Genomic DNA, 21,173 nt, shown 5'->3' with positions numbered 1-21,173 from the left:
CTCTATCGCCCATATTGCGCAGGCGCTCGGGATGTCGCCTGCTAACGTGTTTAAACATTTCCATTCCAAGGTGACATTAGCGGACGCGATTTGCGACCGTCACATTACGAAGATGGTGGAGCGCCTACAGGAACTAGAAACAGACGCACCCGCACCGGAGCGCCTGGGGGTTGTGGTGCGCCAACTCATGAACATTCACCTCGAGGCACTGCGTGAAACGCCCTTCATCTTCGAACTTATCCTGATGTTTGCTGAGACAAAGATTGAAAGCGGCAAACATTATGACGAGATGCTGCAGAGTTTATTCTGCGCGCTTATCGAAAATGGCGTTGCGGCCGGGGTTTATCACTGCAAAGATCCTGTTCAGCGGGGCCGTGCGGTTTCAGCAGCATTTGCTAGCGTTCTTCATCCAGTTTTCCTGGTAAATGAACCTCCAGAGGAACTTCAGGAACGTTGCGACGAGATTGTCGAACTCGTGAATATTGCGTTGCAAAATCCTCTTGCTAAGTGACGATTATTGAATTACGTCACTTGCAAGATTTTCGAAAGTTTTAGAACCGTGCATTGATGTAGCACGTAGCTCTCACTTGCTAGTTTTGAAACTTAAACCATGATTGCCATCGTGATGCGCTAGGTGCGCTGCCACGCTTATCCGGATTTCGCTATGAAAACACGTCGATACGTTCTCCCACTTATGCTGTCTCTAGTCTTGGTTGGATGCAGTGAACAGGGCAATTCCAAAGGCGGCGCTGCCGCGGGCGGAGGTGAGCAGCAACAACGTCCTCCTTCCAAGGTCAGCGTCGTGACAATGAAACAGGCGGAGCAGCCGGTAACGCGGATTCTGCCCGGTCGTGCTGTGGCGTTTCAAACAGCGGATATTCGCCCACGGGTAAACGGCTTGATTGAAAAGATAACCTTTAAAGAAGGTAGTGAGGTCAAGGCGGGAGATCTGCTCTATAAGATTGACGACGACACATATAACGCCGCGTTGCAGGAAGCCCAGGCTTCCCTTGCCAAGGCGGAGGCCAGCGTTCCAAGCGCACAGGCCAATTTTGATCGCTACCAACGCCTGGTCAACAGCGGTGCTACCCAGATCGAATATGAAAACGCCAGAGTAACCCTGCTTCAGGCGCAGGCTGATGTCGCGCAGGCAAAAGCGGCACTTCAATCGGCGCAGATCAATATTGGTTACACGGAGATCCGTGCACCATTTGATGGCATCACAACCATTTCGAATGTCAGCATTGGCAACATTGTCACTGCCAATCAGACCACAGCACTGACAACATTGCGCAAGATTGACCCCATCTACGTCGATCTGACGGATTCCAGCTCGAACCTGCTGGAACTCAGGTCTGCTATCGCCGCTGGTAGATTGAAGGGCAATCCCACCCAGGCCGATATCCGGCTGACGCTTGAAGATGGTACGAAATACAATAAGACCGGCAAGCTTGACATGGCTGAAATGGCCGTGAGTGAAACGACAGGCACGTATCAGATCCGCGCCGTGTTCGATAACCCGGACAACATCATCCTTCCTGGAACCTATCTCCGCGCTACCGTAATTGTAGGCTACGAGAATGGTTTCCTCATCCCCCAGCGTGCCGCAACGCGCAGCGCCACCGGTGTGTTAACTGCAAAGTTTATCGGAGCAGAAAACAAAGTTGAATCGCGTACTTTCGAGCATGCCCAGCTTTCCGGGAATAGCTGGCTCGTGACAGATAACATCAAGGATGGCGAAAAACTGATCGTGGATGGTTTCCAGTGGATCGCCGACGGCGCGCCTGTTGCCCCGGTTGATGCGACCTTGGATGAAAATGGCTTCGTGGTTGAAACTCCAACTGCAGCCCCAACAGAAACCCCTGCTGCAAAGCCATAATCGGGCCCTCGGCAAGGAACTTCAGGCTTCAGGGGATAACCAATGGCCAACTTTTTTATTCATCGACCTATCTTCGCATGGGTTATTGCGATCATTATCATGCTGGGTGGCGCGCTCGCGATCACCACACTATCGATCGCGCAGTATCCTGAAATCGCACCAACAACGGTTCGCATTTCTGCCACCTATACGGGGGCAAGTGCGGAGACTGTCGAAAAATCCGTCACCACGATCATCGAAGACGGTATGACCGGCCTCGATGACCTGACATACATGACGTCCTCATCCAGTACAGGTCAGGCAACAGTCACACTGACCTTCGGCAACAGCATCAATCCCGATATTGCCCAGGTGCAGGTGCAGAATAAGCTGCAGCTCGTTCAGTCGCAGCTGCCTGACGTCGTGCAGACCACAGGTCTTTCCGTCACACGCTCTACCTCCAGTATTCTGCTTGTCGGCGCACTCGTGTCTACGGATGCAAAGCGCAAGCCGGTAGAACTGGGCGATATCTTCAGCACTCAAATTGAAGATCAGATTAAGCGTCTTGAAGGTGTAGGCAGCGTCCAAGTTTTCGGCACGGGCTATGCCATGCGCATTTGGCTGGACCCCTTCAAGCTCAACAAATTCCAACTGACACCAACTGACGTCACCTCGGCTATTCAGGCACAGAACCAGCAGGTATCTGTCGGTTCTCTAGGTGGCCAGCCAGTGGTGAAAGGGCAGGAAATCAACGTCACTGTTACGGCTCAAAGCCAGTTGCAAACTGTCGATGAATTCAAATCAATCATCCTGAAGACCGAAACAGGCGGTGCAACGGTCCGCTTGAGCGATGTCGCCCGCATTGAAATCGGCCAGGAAAGCTACCAGACCAACTCTCGGTCAAACCGTAATCCAGCCACAGGCTTTGCCGTTAACCTGGCAACAGGCGCAAACGCCCTGGATACAGCCGCTCGCGTGAAGGCTGCTCTCAGCAGCGTCGCGCCGTCCCTGCCGCAAAACGTTGTTATCACCTACCCTTACGACACCTCTCCTTTCGTGCAGTTGTCGATTGAGAAGGTGGTTCACACCCTTATCGAAGCCATCGTTCTTGTCTTCGTGGTTCTGCTGATCTTCCTTCAGAACCTGCGCGCAACCTTCATTCCCATGATTGCGGTCCCCGTGGTCTTGCTCGGAACCTTTGGGATATTGGCGCTGACAGGCTATTCCATCAACACCTTGACAATGTTTGCCATGGTCCTTGCCATTGGCCTTCTCGTTGATGACGCCATCGTGGTGGTTGAGAACGTTGAACGCATTATGACGGAAGAGGGTCTCTCGCCCCTTGAAGCCACCGAAAAGTCGATGGGTGAAATCACAGGCGCCATCGTCGGCATCGCTCTGGTGCTGACAGCGGTGTTTATTCCGATGGCTTTCTTTGGCGGCTCGACTGGCATTATCTATCGCCAGTTCTCCATCACCATCGTTTCGGCTATGCTTCTGTCCGCGCTGGTCGCGATCGTGTTGACGCCTGCCCTGTGCGCAACCATCCTCAAGCCTGCAAAGCACGGCGAAAAACGGGGAATTTCTGGCTGGTTCAACCGCAACTTCGACCGCACCACGCATGGTTATACCTCGAGCGTTGGCTATCTCCTGAAGCGTCCGCTGCGTGTCATGCTGCTGTTCGCGATCGTAATCGGCGGATGCGCCTGGTCCTTCACAAGGTTGCCAACCTCGTTCCTTCCTCAGGAAGATCAGGGCGTCCTGTTGACAATCGTCCAGCTTCCGAACGGTGCCACGCAAGCCCGTACGGAGGAAGTGATCAAAAATATCGAGAATTACTACCTTGAGAAGGAAAAAGACGCGATTCAGGACGTATTCGCTGTTTCCGGCTTCTCATTCACTGGCTCCGGTCAGAATTATGGACTGGTTTTTGCAAAGCTGAAGGATTTCGATCTTCGAAAAGATCCAAAACTTGCGGCTGCTTCCGTCGTTCAGCGGGCCATGGGTTACTTCTTCACGCTTCGCGATGCTCAGGTGTTTCCGCTTCAGCCGCCAGCCATTCCAGGCCTTGGTACATCAAGCGGCTTCTCCATGTATCTCGTCGATAGCGGAAAGACTGGAACGCAGGCTCTTACGGCTGCATCGAACAAGCTGATCCAGCAGGGTAATTCCAACCCGAACGTCAGTTCGCTTCGCTCCAACAACCCACCCGCTGAAACACAGCTGAAGTTCCTGCTGGATCAAGAGAAAATGGGTGCGATGGGGCTCGATATCAGCACCGTCAACTCCATGCTTTCCGTGATCTTTGCAGGACGTGACGTGAACGACTTCACTCTGAATAACGAATTGAAGAAGGTTTACGTACAAGGCGACGCCCCATACCGCATGCAGGCGGATGCCATCAACAGCTGGTATGCGCGTAATTCCAAGGGTGAAATGGTTCCCTTTTCGTCTTTCGTGAAGACGGAATGGAATAGCGGAGCACCAACACTGAGCCGTTTTAACGGTGTCAGCGCGATCTCGCTGGAAGGTTCAGCTGGTGCGGGCGTAAGCTCGGGCACGGCCATGAATACTATGGAGCAGCTAACCTCAGAACTGGGCAGCGGCTACACTGTGGCATGGCAGGGCATATCCTATCAGGAACGTCTTTCCGGCTCGCAAGCGCCAATGCTATATGCGCTATCGGTCCTGATCGTGTTCCTGTGCCTTGCGGCCCTCTACGAAAGCTGGTCGATTCCCTTCTCCGTCATCATGGCGGTTCCGGTAGGCGTTCTCGGTGCCTTGGCCGCTGCGCTCCTGTTCGGGCAATCGAACGACGTTTACTTCAAGGTCGGTCTGTTGACGACGATTGGTCTAGCGGCCAAAAACGCCATCCTGATCGTGGAATTCGCAAAAGACAGGCAAGCAGCAGGCGTAGACCTCGTACAGGCTACTCTTGAGGCTGCAAGGCTGCGCCTTCGTCCGATCATCATGACGTCGCTGGCGTTTATTCTCGGCGTCGTTCCGCTCGCAATTGCTACCGGAGCAGGTTCTGCTGCGCAGAATTCAATCGGTATTGGTGTGCTTGGGGGTATGCTTTCTGCAACACTGCTTGGAATTTTCTTTGTACCGTCATTTTTTGTGGTGGTGCGGAAGCTTTCTGGCGGTAAAAAATCCTCAAATTAACCTTTGGTCCACCGAATCGTTAACACCACCGATTCGGGTGTGAGCCGTGTCCTGACTTTTTAGGGCGCGGCTCCGGCATCAGAGGCGGTTCAGCTTTGTTCAAACCAGGATGTTCATATGACCTCCATACGCGCAGCAGCTCCTCTCGTATTGCTTCTGCTGTCCAGCTGCGTCCTCGGACCAGACCAAAAGGCACCAGAGATCGCTCTTCCGGCAAAGTTCAAGGAAGGTGGCGTGAAGAGTAATGGCGATGTTTCGCAACAAGCTTGGTGGACAGCGTTCCGTGATCGCCGGTTGGATAACTACATTCAACAAGGCGTGAACCAGAACCTTAGCATCCTTCAGGCTTTGGAGCGTATCAACCAAGCTCAGGCACAGGTCACGATTTCAGGTGCTGGCGCTCTTCCGAGCCTCACCCTGTCCGCGCAAGAGCAGCGCAGTGGTGTGAAGGGTTATCGAGGGACGCCGGTTCAGACCCCACCGTCCACGACTGTGGGCGCGAATATCGACGCGTCTTGGTTCCTTGATCTCTTTGGTCGCTATCGCCGCGCCAAGGAAGGCGCATTGGCAGACCTCGATGCAGCCTATGCCAATGTTGATGTAGCACGTCTTTCACTTCTGTCTTCAGTCGCGGGTGCCTATATCGATGCTCGCTACTTCCAGCAGCGCATAGCGCTCGCCCAGCAGGACGTAAAGTCTCGCCGCGAGACGCTGGATTTGACGAAACTACAGCTGCAGGCTGGCGCTGCCTCGCGTCTGGACGTTGTTCAGGCTGAAGGTTTGGTCAACACCAGTATCGCGCAGATCCCTGGGTTTGAGACACAATTCCGTCAAGCCGCACACCGCATCTCCACACTGCTTGGCCTGCCTGCATCGTCGCTGGTCGATGAATTGCAGCGTGGGGCATCGCAACCAGTGGCGCGTGTGAACGTCACGACTGGCGTACCGGCAGACCTCATTCGTAATCGCCCGGATATCCGTGCAGCAGAACGTCAGTTGGCATCTGCGACCGCCCGTATTGGCGTTGCAGAAGCGCAGCTTTATCCGTCCATCAGCCTCGGTGGTTCAATTTCACCAAGCTATGCACGCTTCGTAGGCGGTTCGGATACGCATCGTGTTTCCTGGGCCTTCGGACCAACGCTCAACCTGCCAATCTTCGACGGCGGTCAATTGCGTGCAAACTTGAGCGCCAGCGAATCCGCAGCGCGTGAAGCCTACCTTGCCTGGAAGCAGACGGTTCTGAACGGTGTTCAGGAAGTGGAAAACGCACTTGCTGCCGTACAACGCGACGGACGTACTGTGTCGGCTCTGCGCAATACTGTGAATTCCTATCAGGAAGCCCTTCAGCTCGCGACCGCAAGCTATCGTGACGGCGCATCCTCGCTGCTCGACGTCCTCGACGCTCAGCGTCAGGTGTCTACGGCCAAGGCAAGCCTTGCACAGGCAATCCAGCAGCAGGCACAGGATTACGTATCTCTGAATGTTGCTCTCGGTGGCGGCTATTCCTGGGGTGCCGTTCCGCAAAAGGGCCCGACAGTTGTCGCCGCAGCCGCACGTTCGGCGAAGGCGCAGTAAAACAGCATTTTTTCCTTATCAATTAACAAACCCGGAGGCCCGAAAGCCTCCGGGTTTTTCTTTGCGCTCTTATTTCTCGCGAACGTTGGGCAAAAAAAGAGGCGGGTCAAAGCCCGCCTCCAGAACCTGTTTCTGAGCTGTTAAGGATCAGTCCTTGGCGCGCTCAACGTAGGAATTGTCTTCCGTTGCGATCACAACGCGGGTGCCCGCATCGATGTGCGGAGGAACCAGAGTGCGCAGGCCGTTCGAAAGAATAGCTGGCTTATAAGAAGAAGAGGCCGTCTGACCCTTTACGACCGGCTCGGTCTCAACAATTTCCAGTGTGACGTGACGCGGCAGTTCGATAGCAAGCGCCACACCTTCGTGCATGGAGAGGATGCAGGTCATGCCTTCCTGGAGGTAAGCCTTCTGGTCGCCAACGGTGTCCGGAGTCACCACAACCTGATCATAGCTTTCCGGGTTCATGAAGTGGAAGCCTTCGCCATCTTCGTAGAGGAACTGGAAGTTCACGTCTTCCACAAAGGCGCGCTCAACCTGTTCGGTTGTGCGCCAGCGCTCGGAAACCTTAACACCGTCAACAATGCGGCGCATATCAACCTGCGTAACAGGGGTACCCTTGCCGGGGTGGAAGTTCTGCGCGGTCAAAACCACATAGAGCTTGCCGTCAACTTCGAGAACATTGCCCTTGCGGACGGAGGAGGCGATAATCTTGACCATAGGGTTTCCTTGTGACTGCCTTGGCTTGTCAGTGCCGCGAATGCGTCGTAGAGGACCAGCACTTCGCCGGACCGGAGACGCTTGATCTATATTCAAGGCGCGCAACTACCTTAAATCGGCGGAAAGTGGAAGCCTTCAAGGCAGAGCCAACGAAGAAACCCTTAAAGGACAGAGCGTGTCGCACAAAGATCCGCATAAGCCCTCCTCCTGGTGGCAGCCAGATGTTCATGCAGACCGCAGACCCTTCCTGCTGGGTCGCAACAAAATTCAGGCAGCTTTCCGTCAGTTCTTTGCTGAGCGGGATTTTATTGAGGTCGATACGGCAACGCTTCAGGTTTCTCCCGGCAATGAAGCGCATCTGCACGCCTTCTCCACGATAGCGCTGGCGGCAGATGGTTCGAGCTTTCCTCTCCATCTGCACACATCGCCGGAATTTGCCTGCAAGAAGCTATTGGCAGCCGGCGAAACACGTATTTCCTGCTTTGCACATGTCTACCGCAACCGCGAACGTGGCCCCCTGCATCACCCAGAATTCACAATGCTGGAATGGTACCGGGCAGGCGAAAGCTATACCCAACTGATGCAGGATTGCGCGGATTTGCTCGCGCTGGCCGCTAAAACAGCAGGCAGCACCCGCTTTACCCATCGGAACATGGTGTGCAATCCGTTCCTGGAACCGGAACGTCTGAGTGTTGCTGAAGCGTTTTGGCGTTTCGCCGATATTGATCTGCTCGCATCGGTGCATACCGACGGCAGCACGGATCGAAACAGGCTTGCGGCTGAACTGAAACGGGTCGGCATACGCTATGCGGACGACGATACTTGGACCGACCTCTATTCACGTGTTCTGGTTGGGCTTGTCGAGCCGCATCTGGGAGAGGGCCGCGCCACGATACTGGATCGATATCCGGTGTGCGAAGCAGCACTCGCAAGACCCGCACAGGATGATCCTCGCGTGGCGGAGCGGTTCGAACTTTATGCCTGCGGCGTCGAACTCGCCAATGCCTTCGGCGAACTGACCGATCCTAATGAACAGCGTATTCGCTTCGAAGCAGAGATGGCCGAAAAGCAACGAGTTTACGGCGAAACCTATCCGCTCGACGAAGACTTTCTGGACGCCTTGGGCCTCATGCCCGACGCCAGCGGCATCGCGCTTGGTTTTGATCGTCTTGTGATGTTGGCGACGGGAGCACCGAGGATTGACCAAGTGATGTGGGCACCTGTGGCAGAACAATCATGAGTGCCAAAACCCTAAAAACGGTTGAGGCACTGGTGGATGCCAGCCTGCTCAGCCCAGAAGATGCGCCAGCCATTGAAACGGTCGCGGAGCGCTATGCGGTGGCAATCACACCGACCATGGCAAACCTGATCGATCCCGCCGATCCTCATGATCCGATTGCACAGCAATTCATTCCCTCGATAGCCGAACTGCTAACGACGCCGGAAGAACGGGATGACCCAATTGGCGATGCCGCCCACAGCCCGGTTAAAGGCTTGGTGCACCGTTATCCAGATCGGGTTTTGCTTAAGGCCGTGCATGTCTGTCCGGTATACTGCCGTTTTTGCTTTCGCCGGGAAATGGTGGGGCCGACAGGTGATGGCACTTTGTCCGGCCCAGAACTTGAAGCGGCTTTGGCTTACATCCAATCGAGGCCCGAAATCTGGGAGGTCATCCTGACCGGCGGAGACCCGCTCATTTTGTCTCCGCGTCGGTTGGAGCAGATCCTTGCCGGACTGAAAAACTTCGATCACCTCAAGATCATTCGCTTTCACACGCGTGTTCCAGTGGTCGATCCTGCTCACATTGATGCGGCCTTGGTCGATGCTTTGAAAAGCAGCGGCAAGACCGTCTATGTCGCCATTCACGCCAATCATCCGCGTGAACTGACTGAAGAGGCGAGAAATGCCTGTGCGCGACTGGCTGATGCTGGAATTGCGCTCGTCAGTCAGACTGTATTGCTGAATGGCATCAATAACGACCCGAACGTTCTAGCCGAACTCATGCGGTCATTCGTGGAGTGCCGCATCAAGCCATATTATTTGCATCACCCTGATCTTGCCCCAGGAACCAGTCACTTCCGTCTGGATATCGAGGAAGGGCAAAAGATTGTAGCAGCTCTGCGCGGCCAGCTCTCGGGTCTATGCCAGCCGACCTACGTGCTGGATATTCCGGGCGGCCATGGGAAAGCCCCCCTCGGCACAAACGCAGTTCGACGGACGGAAGACGGCTGCTACTCCGTCAGCGATTATCGTGGTCAGGATCACCTCTATCCTCCTGCGCGATAAAGCGTAGGGCGGTTAATCACACTCATTCCGTGAGTCAACAGGTTCAGACAAGCCACATCGCCTAGGCCTCAGCAATATGTGCGGAAATCTGCCGAGCGGCATAGCGTGCCGCTGCTCATCCCATGATGGGACGATTGGCAATATTTCCCCGGTCCGAGGGTAAGGGAACTGATCGTATGACTTCAATCGTTTCATCGTTGAGCGCCAACCAGATCAAAACTCTCTCCACCCAATCGGTGGCGGCTTGGTCAACGGAAGATGTTGCTTCGTTGACGACTGGCCAGATCGCCGCACTCAGTTCTGCACAAATCGCGGCGCTGGATACGGCTGATGTCAACATCCTCTCCTCACAACAACTGCGGGCTATTTCTGCAAACGCCATGGTTGGTCTGTCGCTGGATCAACTTGCCGTTCTTGATCAGATGGATATTTCCTCGCTGGGCGAAAATCAGATTGCCGCAATGTCGGCGGCTCAGATCAAGGGGCTTTCGACCGCCCAGACCGAAGCACTAACCTCTTCGCAAGTGGGCGCGCTGACACCTTCCCAGCTGGCAGCCCTTGAGCCTGAGGATATTGCCACTTTCTCGACAGACGACATTGCCGCGATATCCAGCTGGTCGATTACTGCGCTAAAGCCGCAAACAGTCGCTGCCCTCTCGGCTACTCAGCTTTCCGCTATCAATCCAGCGGTTCTTCGGGCCATGAACCCGGCTCAAATTGCAGGAATGAAGCCAGCACAGGTGGCAAGCTTCAGCACAGCCCAAATGGAGGCGTTGAAGCCTGCCCAGGTGGAAGCTTTGGGAACGGGCCTGCTGGTAGCGCTTTCCTCCACTCAGGTGGGCGCGATGAGCTATATTGGTGTAACCGGCCTCACACGCACGCAGATGGCATCCCTTTCCACCAGCCAAGCCGAGGCACTGACACCTGCTCAGATCGGAATGCTGAATAGCGCGCAGATCGCTGGCCTATCCAGCCAGGCAATTGCTGCGTTTTCTCCTGAAGACATCGCCGCCATAAGCCCGAGAGCTATGGCTGGCCTATCGAACACAGCCGTCGGCGCTCTCTCGACAGCACAGATTGGCGCCCTGTCACCTTCCCAGATGGGCGCTCTTAATGCGAGTCAGGTGACCGAGCTGAACAGCGTACAGATCGGCGCGTTGTCCGCCGCACAGATCGCCGCCATCAGCGCTATGACCTTTTCTACCTTCTCAGCGGCCCAGATCAGCGCATTGAGCACCGCCCAGGCGGAGGCATTGACCATCAATCATGTCCGCGCACTCTCGGCAACGCAGGTCGCTGCCCTTGGAGCAGACGATCTCGCCACGTTCGAAGCCCCGGAGATGGCTGCCCTTTCCAGCGCAGCCGTGGCGGCAATCAACACCTCTACGCTGGCGCAACTTGCACCGTCGCAAATCGCCGCCTTGTCGTCAGCGGCGATTGCAAACTTGAGAACCGACCAGATTGCCGCACTTGGCACTGCGCAGGTCGAAGCCTTGACACCGAGCCAAGCAAGAGCGCTGAACGGTCGACAGCTGGCTGCGATGTCCACCGCAGCGCTTGCTACCTTCTCAACTGAAGATGTGGCAGCTATTACCGGCGAAGCGATATGGGGCCTTCAATCCACGCATCTGGCTGCGCTTAGCACCGCACAATTTTCTGCATTCAGCGCCTCTGCCATTTCCGGTTTAACCACGACGCAGATTACCGCCCTGACCGCGCAACAGATGGGCCTGTTTGGTCCTGCCCAAATGCGGGCGCTGACGGTTGATCAGGCGCGCGTCTTCTCATCGACGCAGCTTGCCGGTATTTCTCCGGAATCATTGAAATCCCTTTCCACCTCTGCTGTCAGCGTTTTGCCGACGGCCAGTCTCGCGGGTTTATCCAGCGATCAGATGGTCGCACTGGTTCCGTTCCAGATTGCCGCCTTAATGCCAGCCCAAATCGCCACCCTTTCGACCAGCCAAATCGAGGCTTTAAGTTCCGACCAGATCGCCGTTCTCTCGTCAGCCCAGCTTTCTGCGTTCGATCTGAATGACATTGCGACCTTCACGCAAGAAGAGCTGGCGGCCATTACTGGCAGAGCAATTTCTGGCTTGAGCACGACACTGGCCGCTCAACTCACCAGCGGGCAGCTTTCTGCCTTGTCACTCAATGCCATCACAGGACTGACAACCGCCCAACTTTCGGCCATGACCGCAGGCCAAATCGCGGCTCTACAACCCGACCAACTCAAAGGCTTGAATGCAACGCAACTCTCCGCGCTGGCATCCGAAGATTTTGCCGGGTTTAACAGCAGCCAGATTGCAGCGCTTCAAGAGCGCGGCTTGCCGGGTCTATCCACTGAAATTCTTGCAGGCCTCAGCAGCAACCAAATCTCCGCCTTTACCACCAACCAGATTGCCGCTCTTAGCAGCGGACAGATTGCAGGCTTGCCAACAGACCTCGTCGCCCGTCTGACAACCTCGCAGGTCGCGGCCCTGTCTACTTCGGCAATTGCGAGCCTGACGGAGGCGCAGATCGATGCGCTCTCTACATCCCAAGTGGAAGCACTGACGCCAAACCAGATCAGATCCCTCAGTTCGGCACAAATATCGATCCTCGGTGCAGACGACATCGCGACCTTCTCGACGGATGATTTTGCAGCGCTCACCAATCGCGGCATAACTGGCCTGACAACTGATGCCATTGCCGCCCTGACAAGTGCGAAGATTTCGGCATTACTGCCCAGCACGCTGGCTGGCATGACCGCAGAACAATTTGCCGCTCTGGGAACAGCCCATTTTGCAGCGCTTTCCAATGATCAGTTGGCGGCAATAACAGCGGACCAAGCGGTTGAGATAACGCCTAGCGAAATCGCGGTTCTCACCACCGGACAAATCTCGGCCTTCAACCCAAAGGCATTTGCCGCTCTTCCTGCTAACACGGTCGCAGCCCTCACCACAGCACAAGTGGCTGCCATTGCAACAGGCACGATCCCAGCGCTCGTCACCGAGCAGATTGAAAAACTGACCAGCAGCCAGATCGATGCGCTGACCTCGCAACAGATTACCAATCTGACGTCGCGCCAGCTTGCTGCATTCACCGCAGAGGATGTGGCCCTTTTTACCCCCGCCGAAATTGCGGCCATCTCTCCGGGCAGCGCTTCCGGCCTGACCTTGGACGCCCTGAAAGGGCTCAGCAGCCAGCAAATTGCCGCTCTGACCACAGCCACGATCGCCGCCCTTTCCACCAGTCAGATTGCAGCCCTAACCCCTTCGCAAGTCAGTGCGCTTTCAAAGAACCAGATCAAGACCCTGAGCGCCGCGCAAATTGGCGCGCTTGACAGCGATATCGGACAGCTGACCTCTGATCAAATCACCGCAATCAGCCTCTCCTCGATTGCGGGCATGACGACCCAGCAGATCGCAGCCTTGAGCAGCGGACAGTTCGACGCACTGACGAACAGCCAATTCGCGGCGCTAACGGCCACACAGATGGAAGCGCTCAGCGCATCCGAAATAGCCTCGCTCTCCACTGCACGTCTGGCTTCCTTGAGCCCTGCCGCAATTGCCGGTTTTTCTTCCACGCAGATTGCAGCGCTGACGACGGAGCAAGTTGCAAGCCTGTCGACACGCCAGATGGCGGCCCTGACCTCGGATCAGACGATAGCACTCACAACAGCGAGCATTGGCACCCTCTCCACGACGCAAATCGCAGCTCTGAGCGGCAGTGGCATCAAGGGCCTGACGACACAGCAAATCGGTACCATGACAACCGCACAGACGGAGGCGCTGACCTCTGCGCAGGTTGCCGCCCTCTCCTCGTCGCAGGTTGCTGTGCTCGGTCCTAACGAGATTGCCACCTTCTCCACAAAGGATGTGGCTGCTCTAACCTCAAGTTCAGTGCAGGGTCTGACCACTGCAGCATTGGCTGCCATGTCGACGGCACAGGTAGCGGCACTCAGCGCATCCGGCATTTCCGGGCTGACAACAGCGCAATTAGCCGCCTTAACAACAGCACAAGCCAGCGCTCTCACCAGCGATCAGATTGCCGTTCTGTCGTCGACACAGATTGCAGCACTTGGTGCCGACGATATCGCGACCTTCTCCACCCGAGAGATCGCGACCCTCGGCTCTGCCGTCATCGGCGGCCTGACAACAGATATCATCGCCACGCTTTCCACGGATCAGGTGGCGGCCCTTAGCGCCAGCGCCATCTCAGGTTTGTCCACCCGCCAGATTGCTGCGCTTTCCTCGGGGCAGGTCGCCGCTTTGACGAGCACACAGATCGGCGCGTTGAGTTCAACCCAACTTTCCGCTTTCAGCGCTGAGGGGATAGCAACATTCACACCGCGTGAAATCACGGCCATTCGCTCCGATGCTATTGGCGGCCTGCCCACATTGGCACTCGCAGGCCTCAGCACAGAGCAAATTGCCGCGATCAGCCCTGATGGGGTATCTGGCCTTTCCACGCGTCAGATCGCAGCTCTTTCCAGTGATCAGATCACGGCGCTTGGGACCGCACAAATCAAAGCTCTCAATTCATCTCAATTGGCAGCACTCGAGAGCGGCGATATCGCCGTCTTCACGCCAGATGAAATCGCTGCCATTACTCCAGACGCTATTGCAGGGCTGAGCACTGCGGTAATAACAGCCTTGACGCTGGATCAGACGCGCTCACTCACGAGTGCCCAGGTTGCGGCATTCGATTCCAAGCAAATTTCAGCTTTGAAAAGTGAGCAGCTGGCTACCTTCTCGACTGCGGATCTCGCAGCCATCGGATCGACTGCGATTACGGGCCTTTCCTCAGCAACGCTGGCTGCGCTTTCAGCCGCCCAGATTTCCGCGCTTGGGACAGATGCTGTCTCTGGCATGACAACCATGCAGATCGAGGCTCTGACGCCAGCGCAGCTTGAATCCTTCTCTACCCTTCAGGTTGCAGCGCTCGGTTCAGCGCAAATTTCGAGATTGGGAACAGATGATCTCGCTATCCTCTCACCCAGGCAGATTGCAGCTCTATCCAGCAATGGCATTGCTGGTCTTTCCTCCACACAGATCGCAGCCTTGTCACCCACCCAGGCAGAAGCTCTTGTCAGCGCGCAGGTAGCAGCACTCCAGTCATCACAGGTCGGTGGCTTTAATTCGAGCCAATTGGACGGCTTTACGAGATCAGAACTCGCAGCATTCACATCCAGCGCAATTGCCGGACTTTCAACGGCGGTTCTCGCTGCTCTGACGCCCAGCCAGATTTCAGCGCTCAGCCCGGCCGCTATCTCGGGCTTGACGACAGCACAAATCGCAGCACTCACCTCATCGCAAATCGATGCGCTGACAACGGCGCAGGTTGCAGCCTTCGGTTCTCGCCAGCTCGGTGCCTTGAATTCCGATAATCTTGCAGCCTTGCGGCCCTCACAGATTGCTGCCTTGAGTGGCAATGCCATCACAGGCCTGTCATCGTCACAGATCGCTGCTTTGCGCACCGACCAGACGCAGGCCCTGACAACCAATCAAGTGGCCGCTCTGAGTTCCAGGCAGCTTGCTGCCTTGGGCGTTGATGATCTGCAAGCCTTCTCGCCCGAGGAATTGGCCGCAATCAGTTCCAACGCAATCGAAGGCCTTTCCACCTCAACACTTGCAGCCTTCACCACAGCTCAAATTGCGGCACTTGGCGCCAACACGGTGTCCGGTCTTTCCACCGAGCAGATTGCCTCGCTGACGACGGCACAGGTTGAAGCGTTGAATACGGCCCAGATACGTTCTCTCAGCTCGCGCCAATTGGCTGCCCTCGGCGCAGATGACCTTGCCACATTCACAACGGCCGAATTCGCAGCCATCAGCGCGACAGCGATGCCCGGCCTTTCGACGGCTATCCTCTCGTCGCTGACGACAGTGCAGGTTTCGGTTCTGAGCCCTTCAGGTATTTCGGGCCTGTCCACCAGCCAAATCGCAGCCTTAAGCTCGAACCAGATCGAGGCTTTGACAAGCGACCAAGTTCGCGCTCTAGGCTCTCGCCAGATTGCCGCCCTCGGCACGGATCGGATTGCAGGCCTGGGAACAGCGCAGGTCGCAGCACTCGGCACAGCCGGTATCGCGGGCCTTACCGCAGCCCAGGTAGGGGCGATGAGCTTTGAACAACTGCATTCTCTTACCTCCACGCAGATTTCGGCCCTAAGCGCGAATGCGCTTTCCGGTTTCTCGATGGAAGCATTGCGCGATATGTCGGCATCGGACTTGGCAGCCATCAGCTCGGGCGCCATCAAGGGACTGCCTACCGCCTATCTCGCAGGCCTTTCGCTGAATGAATTTGCCTCCCTTACACCTGCGGCGATTTCGGGCCTCAGCAGCGCACAGATCGGATCTCTGACACCAGACCAGTTGGATGCCCTCTCTACTGATCAGATTGCAGCGCTCAGCATGTCCGGTCTTGCAGGCATCACGACGGCCCAGTTTGCTACTTTCTCAACTGCGGAACTGGCGGCGATCAATGCCAATGCAATTCGTGGTCTGTCATTCGATGTCATGGCATCGCTTTCAACTGAAAGCATAGCAGCACTCACCACCGGGCAGGTCTCCTCGCTCGGATATGGGCAGGTCCTTGCTATGAGTTCCGCGCAATTGGCAGCACTCACCACCGCGCAAACATCCGCGTTGACCGCAACGCAGACCGCAGCTCTGGGGACTGATGATCTTTCCGCCTTCACGCTGGATGAAATCGTGGGACTGAGCACCAACGCAGTCACCGGCCTCAGCACAGCCGTGCTTGCCGCGCTGTCGCCCACTTACGCACAATCCTTCACAGCAGCTCAGGTTAACGCCATGTCCACCGCACAGGTCAGTGCGCTCCGTTCTGCAATGGACCGTAGCGTATAAAGTGTAACGTTGTTCAGCCTAGGATTGGCGCGATCCAATCTGTTAAGACTTGGTAAATGGAACCTGATTCGCGCCGATGCGTCAGGTCCCATTTGAAGAGTTTAGGTGAGGACGCAAAAGACCATGGATACCAGCACTCCTGCCGCACCTGTGCCAGATCGCGCCTTTGCGGACGGAATGCTGCGAGCACGCATGAGGGCCATGCCGGTTACGGACCTGTTCCAGCTCGCCGAAACCCTTTCGCGAAAAGGCATGCGCACAGAGGCAGCCGCTCTTTATAAAGAGTGGCTCGCCTATAATGGTGACAGCCCATTCCTGCATCTCGTCTACTTCAATTATTCCATTGCGGTTCGCCAGGCGGGAGATCTTGCAGGCTCAATCCATGCCCTTCGTGCCTGCGTTCAGGCGCAGCCGGGGTTTGGGCCGGGCCATATCAACCTCGGTCGCGCTTACGAAGATGGTGGGCAAGCTGTCCTTGCCGTCCAGCAATGGCGCCTGCTGATTGAACAGACCAAGGAAAGCACCCCGGATCAGGTAACGCACCGCCATGGTGCCTTGCAGCACGTGGGCCGCGTCATGGAGAACGCCAGCCTGCTTGAGGATGCGGAGGCTTCGCTTTGGCAGGCAATGGAGTTGAGACCTGAAAAACCGGAAGCCGGGCAGCATTGGATTGCACTTCGCCAGCGGCAATGCAAATGGCCACTTCTGACACCCTCGGACCACGTTTCGCTACGCCATCTCGTGGATTCCATGTCGCCGCTCTCCCTCGGCTGCTTTAGCGACGATCCGCTTTTCCAGCTGGCCAAGGCCTATCGTTACAATCAATCTCTCGTGGGCCGGCCCGACACCCGCGCCTTTCCCCACAAGATAGTTAAACCCAAAGTCAGAGGACAGGATCGGCTTCGCATCGGCTACGTCTCCTCGGATCTTCGCGATCATGCGGTGGGTTTCGCCTTGCGCGAAGTGTTTGAACTGCACGATAAGCAGGACGTAGAGATTTACGCCTATTATTGCGGTGACAAGCCATCCACGGACGAGACCCAGACCCGTATCAAGGCAGCAGTGGATAGTTGGCAGGATCTTTCCGCACTGGATGATGTTCAGGCCGCAAAGCTGATCGCAGGGGACGATATCGATGTTCTGCTGGATGTGAACGGCTATACCAAGCTTGCTCGCACCCGCATTTTTGCCTTCCGTCCCGCACCCATCGTCGTTAATTTTTGCGGTTATCCGGGAACGATGGCGAGCCCTTTTCATCACTACATCATCGCGGATGAGCAGATCATTCCGCCTGAGCATGAGCTGTATTACACCGAAAAAGTTCTGCGCATCACCTGTAACCAGCCCTTGGACCGCAAGCGCGAAATTGCAGAAACGCCGACGCGCACTGACGCTGGGTTGCCGGAAGATGCTTTCGTTTTCGCCTGTTTCAACGGTATGCAAAAAATCACCGGCCCCTGCTTTGACCGTTGGATGCAGATTTTGAAGAGCGTCCCAAACAGCGTACTTTGGCTTCTCGCAGGCGATGAAAGCGTTAACGCGCGCCTCATCAAGCTGGCGGAAGATGCTGGGATATCTCCAAACCGTCTCATCTTCGCCGCCAAAGCGCCAAATCCGAAGCATCTGGCACGCATCGCGCTGGCGGATCTGTTCTTGGATACCTTCCCCTATGGAGCCCATTCCACGGGGTCGGACGCTATCACTATGGGCCTGCCAATCCTGACGATCAGGGGAAAAAGCTTTGCTTCGCGATTCTGCGCCAGCATCGTGCGTGCCGCAGGGGTAACTGAAACTATTTGTGAAACAGCAGATGACTATGTGGCAAAGGCGATCTCCTTTGCGCGCAATCCAGCAGGCCTACAGGCTATCCGCAAGCGCATGCAGGCAGAACGCGAAACCAGCCTGCTGCGTGACATTCCCGCTTATACACGCCGCCTTGAAGATCTTTGCTGGCAAATGCACGAGGATGGACAACGCGGAGAGGTGCCCGTGCCAGACCTCACCAATCTCGATGTTTATTATGAGATAGGCGCCGAACTCGTCACCCAGATTACAGATGTGGAAGATGAACAGTCCTATCGGCGAAGATACCTTGACAGGTTGGAAGCCTGGGATGATTTCTCGCCGCTGCCCGCGGACAAACGGCTGTGGATTGTCAGACAATAGGGCGGGTTGAAATGACAGTTCAAAATATCGCGATTGCTGGAGCAGGGCTGTCCGGCGCAGTCATTGCACGCGAACTCGCAGATGCTGGCTACCGCATCACTGTATTCGAAAGCCGAGACCATATTGGTGGTAATTGCTACACTGAGCGCGATGCCGAAACCGGCGTTCTCATTCATGTTCATGGTCCGCACATTTTCCATACGAATGATCGCGAAGTATGGAACTACGTGAACGGATTTGCACGCTTTCTGCCCTATCAGAACCGCGTGAAGACAACGAGCCAGGGCAAAGTCTACTCCCTTCCCATTAATCTGCTCACCATCAACCAGTTCTTCGGTAAAACCTTAAGTCCGGACGAAGCAAAAGAGTTCATTGCATCCCGCGCTGACACCTCGATCACGGAACCCATCAGCTTCGAGGATCAAGCTCTGCGGTTTGTCGGGCCGGAACTCTATGGGGCCTTCTTCAAAGGCTACACAGAGAAGCAGTGGGGTTGTTCACCCAAAGATTTGCCCGCATCGATCCTCAAGCGGCTGCCCGTGCGTTTCAATTATGATGATAACTACTTCTTCCATGCGTTTCAGGGCATGCCTGAGGATGGCTACACGGCCATGATCGGGCAAATTTTCGATCATGAAAACATCACCGTACACCTCTCCACGCCGTTTGAGCGGCAATGGAAGCAAGACTATGCCCATCTCTTCTATTCCGGCCCGCTGGATGCCTATTTCAATCATGAATTTGGCCGGCTCGGCTACCGCACGCTCGATTTCGAACGTTTCACCTATGATGGAGATTACCAGGGCTGTGCGGTGATGAACTACGGTGACGCGGCTGTTCCCTACACCCGCATTACAGAGCATAAGCATTTCGCACCATGGGAACATCATCAGCAGTCTGTCTGCTATCGCGAGTTCTCGCGGGAATGCGGACCTGACGATATCCCCTACTACCCCATCCGGCTGGTGAAAGAAAAAGAACAACTGGCAGCCTATGAAGAGCGCGCGCGGAAGGAGGCTGGCGTCACCTTTGTAGGACGGCTCGGCACCTATCGCTATCTTGACATGGATGTGACAATTCGCGAAGCGCTCGATCACGCTCGCGCATTCCTGGCCAACAATCAGCTGAAAAGCGCCTGATTAGGCACCGCTTCTCAGCCATGCCATGACCTCTTCAGCATTTCGCTCCGGCTCAGCGATAGGATAGAACACGTGCCGGATTCGTCCATTCTCGATAATGAATGTCATTCGCCGCAATAGCGTTTCCTGCCCCGCCCTGAATGTTGGCAGATCAAGAGCATTTGCGAAATTCAAATCACCATCTGACAGCAAAGGAAATGGCAGATGAAGCCGGTCAGCGGCCTCACGCTGATAAGCCGTATCCTGGGTCGAGAGACCGAAAAGACTTTGAACTCCTAAGGCCTTAAGCTCGGCGAAGTGATCGCGAAATACGCAGGACTGAGGAGTGCATCCTCTTGCACCGGGAATAACGTCCCAATCCGGCAATGTTGTGCCCTTCGCAGGGCTTGTGCGAGGGTAGATGTAGACAATGCTGATACCCATCAGAGCGGAGAGATCAACTGTCTCCCCATTGGTCGTAGACAATATGATTGAGGGCAACCGCAGGCCCTGCAGCCGAAAAACCATGTCTTCCGTCTGAACATCCATGAATCAACCTCAATACAGTCCCACTGCACCCTGCAGGCGCTGCGCGTTCGCCGCACCCACAGCGGACTGACCATCCAGGTTTCGCTTAAGAAGATCAACCATTTCCCGGTCACGCGCCTTATCGGTTGGATAACCAAGCACGACACCCACATATCGGCGGCCGTTTTTCTGCACAGATGTCACCAGATTGTACCCGGACGCGCTGGTGTAGCCGGTCTTCAAGCCATCAGCGCCGGGATACATGTCCAAGACATAGTTATGTCCTTTCAGAACTTTGCCGCGAAAGACTGTGGTTCGCATCGCAAACATCGGAAACTGGCGGGGGAAATGATGCATCAGAGCCATTCCAAGCACAGCCATGTCGCGTGCCGTGGTGAACTGGCCATCTGCGGTCAAGCCGGTTGCTGTCGCAAACGTGGTCGAGGTCATGTTTAACTGACGCGCCTTTGCTGTCATCATGGCCGCAAAGCCTCTTTCCGTCTTTCCGATACGTTCCCCAAGCGCAATAGCCGCATCGTTAGCGGAAATAACGATGATGCCATTAATCGCTTCTCTAACGGTGATCGTTCCGCCCGCGGGTATCCCAAGTTTATAAGGAACAGTACCTGCCGCGTTTTTCGAGATCGGTATCTGTTCATCCCATTGCAGCCTGCCTTTGCCCAAGGCCTCGAATGCAAGATACAACGTCATCATCTTGGTCAACGAAGCTGGGCGAATGCGCGTGTCGGCGTTGTTTGCCTCGAGAACGCGATGGTTGTTGGCATCCACCACGATTTCCGCTTCAGCAGCAAAGGCCGACGCATTTTCAATCATGAGAAACAAGCTGAGCGTCAAAAGAAGTTTTGTCATCGGGATGGTCCGGTCTTTCCCCTATTCTTGAGGAGAGGAAAT

The 21,173-nt window shown here is 55.6% G+C and carries 12 protein-coding genes (1 of these 12 running past the window's edge); 9 read left to right on the top strand and 3 right to left on the bottom strand.

Features of this window, described 5'->3' with window-relative positions; genetic code table 11:
* The 4 genes from AC0JZ1_RS18195 to AC0JZ1_RS18180 all read left to right on the top strand — a co-directional run.
* Positions 1-511, top strand: the 3' portion of a protein-coding gene (locus AC0JZ1_RS18195) for a TetR/AcrR family transcriptional regulator (RefSeq protein ID WP_471883852.1). It extends 47 nt beyond the left edge of the window; 511 of the gene's 558 nt are visible here — the last part of the coding sequence; its start codon lies beyond the left edge, outside the window; the stop codon is at positions 509-511.
* A gap of 153 nt (positions 512-664) precedes the next feature.
* On the top strand, positions 665-1,879 hold the full coding sequence (locus AC0JZ1_RS18190; RefSeq protein ID WP_471883851.1) for an efflux RND transporter periplasmic adaptor subunit: 1,215 nt from the start codon (positions 665-667) through the stop codon (positions 1,877-1,879).
* Positions 1,880-1,921: 42 nt separating this feature from the next.
* Positions 1,922-5,023: an efflux RND transporter permease subunit gene (locus AC0JZ1_RS18185; RefSeq protein ID WP_471883850.1), complete on the top strand. Its 3,102-nt coding sequence runs from the start codon at positions 1,922-1,924 to the stop codon at positions 5,021-5,023.
* A 117-nt stretch (positions 5,024-5,140) separates the two neighbouring features.
* Positions 5,141-6,598, top strand: a complete 1,458-nt coding sequence (locus AC0JZ1_RS18180; RefSeq protein ID WP_471883849.1) for an efflux transporter outer membrane subunit — start codon at positions 5,141-5,143, stop codon at positions 6,596-6,598.
* Between the two features lie 147 nt (positions 6,599-6,745).
* On the opposite strand, the gene efp is transcribed toward AC0JZ1_RS18180, so the two are convergent.
* Positions 6,746-7,315 (bottom strand): elongation factor P, encoded by a 570-nt coding sequence (efp, locus tag AC0JZ1_RS18175; protein WP_471883848.1) that lies wholly within the window; start codon positions 7,313-7,315, stop codon positions 6,746-6,748.
* Positions 7,316-7,490: 175 nt separating this feature from the next.
* On the opposite strand from efp, the gene epmA reads away from it, so the two are divergent.
* The 5 genes from epmA (at position 7,491) to glf (ending at position 19,754) form a co-directional block, all read left to right on the top strand.
* Positions 7,491-8,555 (top strand): EF-P lysine aminoacylase EpmA, encoded by a 1,065-nt coding sequence (epmA, locus tag AC0JZ1_RS18170; protein WP_471883847.1) that lies wholly within the window; start codon positions 7,491-7,493, stop codon positions 8,553-8,555.
* The gene (locus AC0JZ1_RS18165; protein WP_471883846.1) at positions 8,552-9,601 is read left to right on the top strand and encodes a lysine-2,3-aminomutase-like protein; all 1,050 of its coding nucleotides are present in this window, start codon (positions 8,552-8,554) and stop codon (positions 9,599-9,601) included. The genes epmA and AC0JZ1_RS18165 overlap by 4 nt, the downstream gene beginning before the upstream one ends.
* 176 nt (positions 9,602-9,777) lie before the next feature.
* Positions 9,778-16,449 (top strand): beta strand repeat-containing protein, encoded by a 6,672-nt coding sequence (locus tag AC0JZ1_RS18160; protein ID WP_471883845.1) that lies wholly within the window; start codon positions 9,778-9,780, stop codon positions 16,447-16,449.
* Positions 16,450-16,572: 123 nt separating this feature from the next.
* Positions 16,573-18,615, top strand: coding sequence for an O-linked N-acetylglucosamine transferase, SPINDLY family protein (locus AC0JZ1_RS18155; RefSeq protein WP_471883844.1), 2,043 nt, complete (start codon positions 16,573-16,575; stop codon positions 18,613-18,615).
* Between the two features lie 11 nt (positions 18,616-18,626).
* A complete protein-coding gene (glf, locus tag AC0JZ1_RS18150; protein WP_471883843.1) occupies positions 18,627-19,754 on the top strand; it encodes a UDP-galactopyranose mutase in 1,128 nt (375 codons plus the stop codon).
* On the opposite strand, the gene AC0JZ1_RS18145 is transcribed toward glf, so the two are convergent.
* The gene (locus AC0JZ1_RS18145; protein WP_471883842.1) at positions 19,755-20,282 is read right to left on the bottom strand and encodes a peroxiredoxin; all 528 of its coding nucleotides are present in this window, start codon (positions 20,280-20,282) and stop codon (positions 19,755-19,757) included. It lies immediately after the preceding gene.
* A gap of 9 nt (positions 20,283-20,291) precedes the next feature.
* Complete coding sequence (locus tag AC0JZ1_RS18140; RefSeq protein WP_471883841.1) at positions 20,292-21,131, bottom strand: D-alanyl-D-alanine carboxypeptidase family protein; 840 nt, start codon at positions 21,129-21,131, stop codon at positions 20,292-20,294.
* Positions 21,132-21,173 lie beyond the last annotated feature (42 nt).

Source organism: Affinirhizobium capsici, from assembly GCF_977018625.1.
Note: the sequence above shows the minus strand (reverse complement) of the source record. Positions and strands in the feature narration are given on the sequence as shown.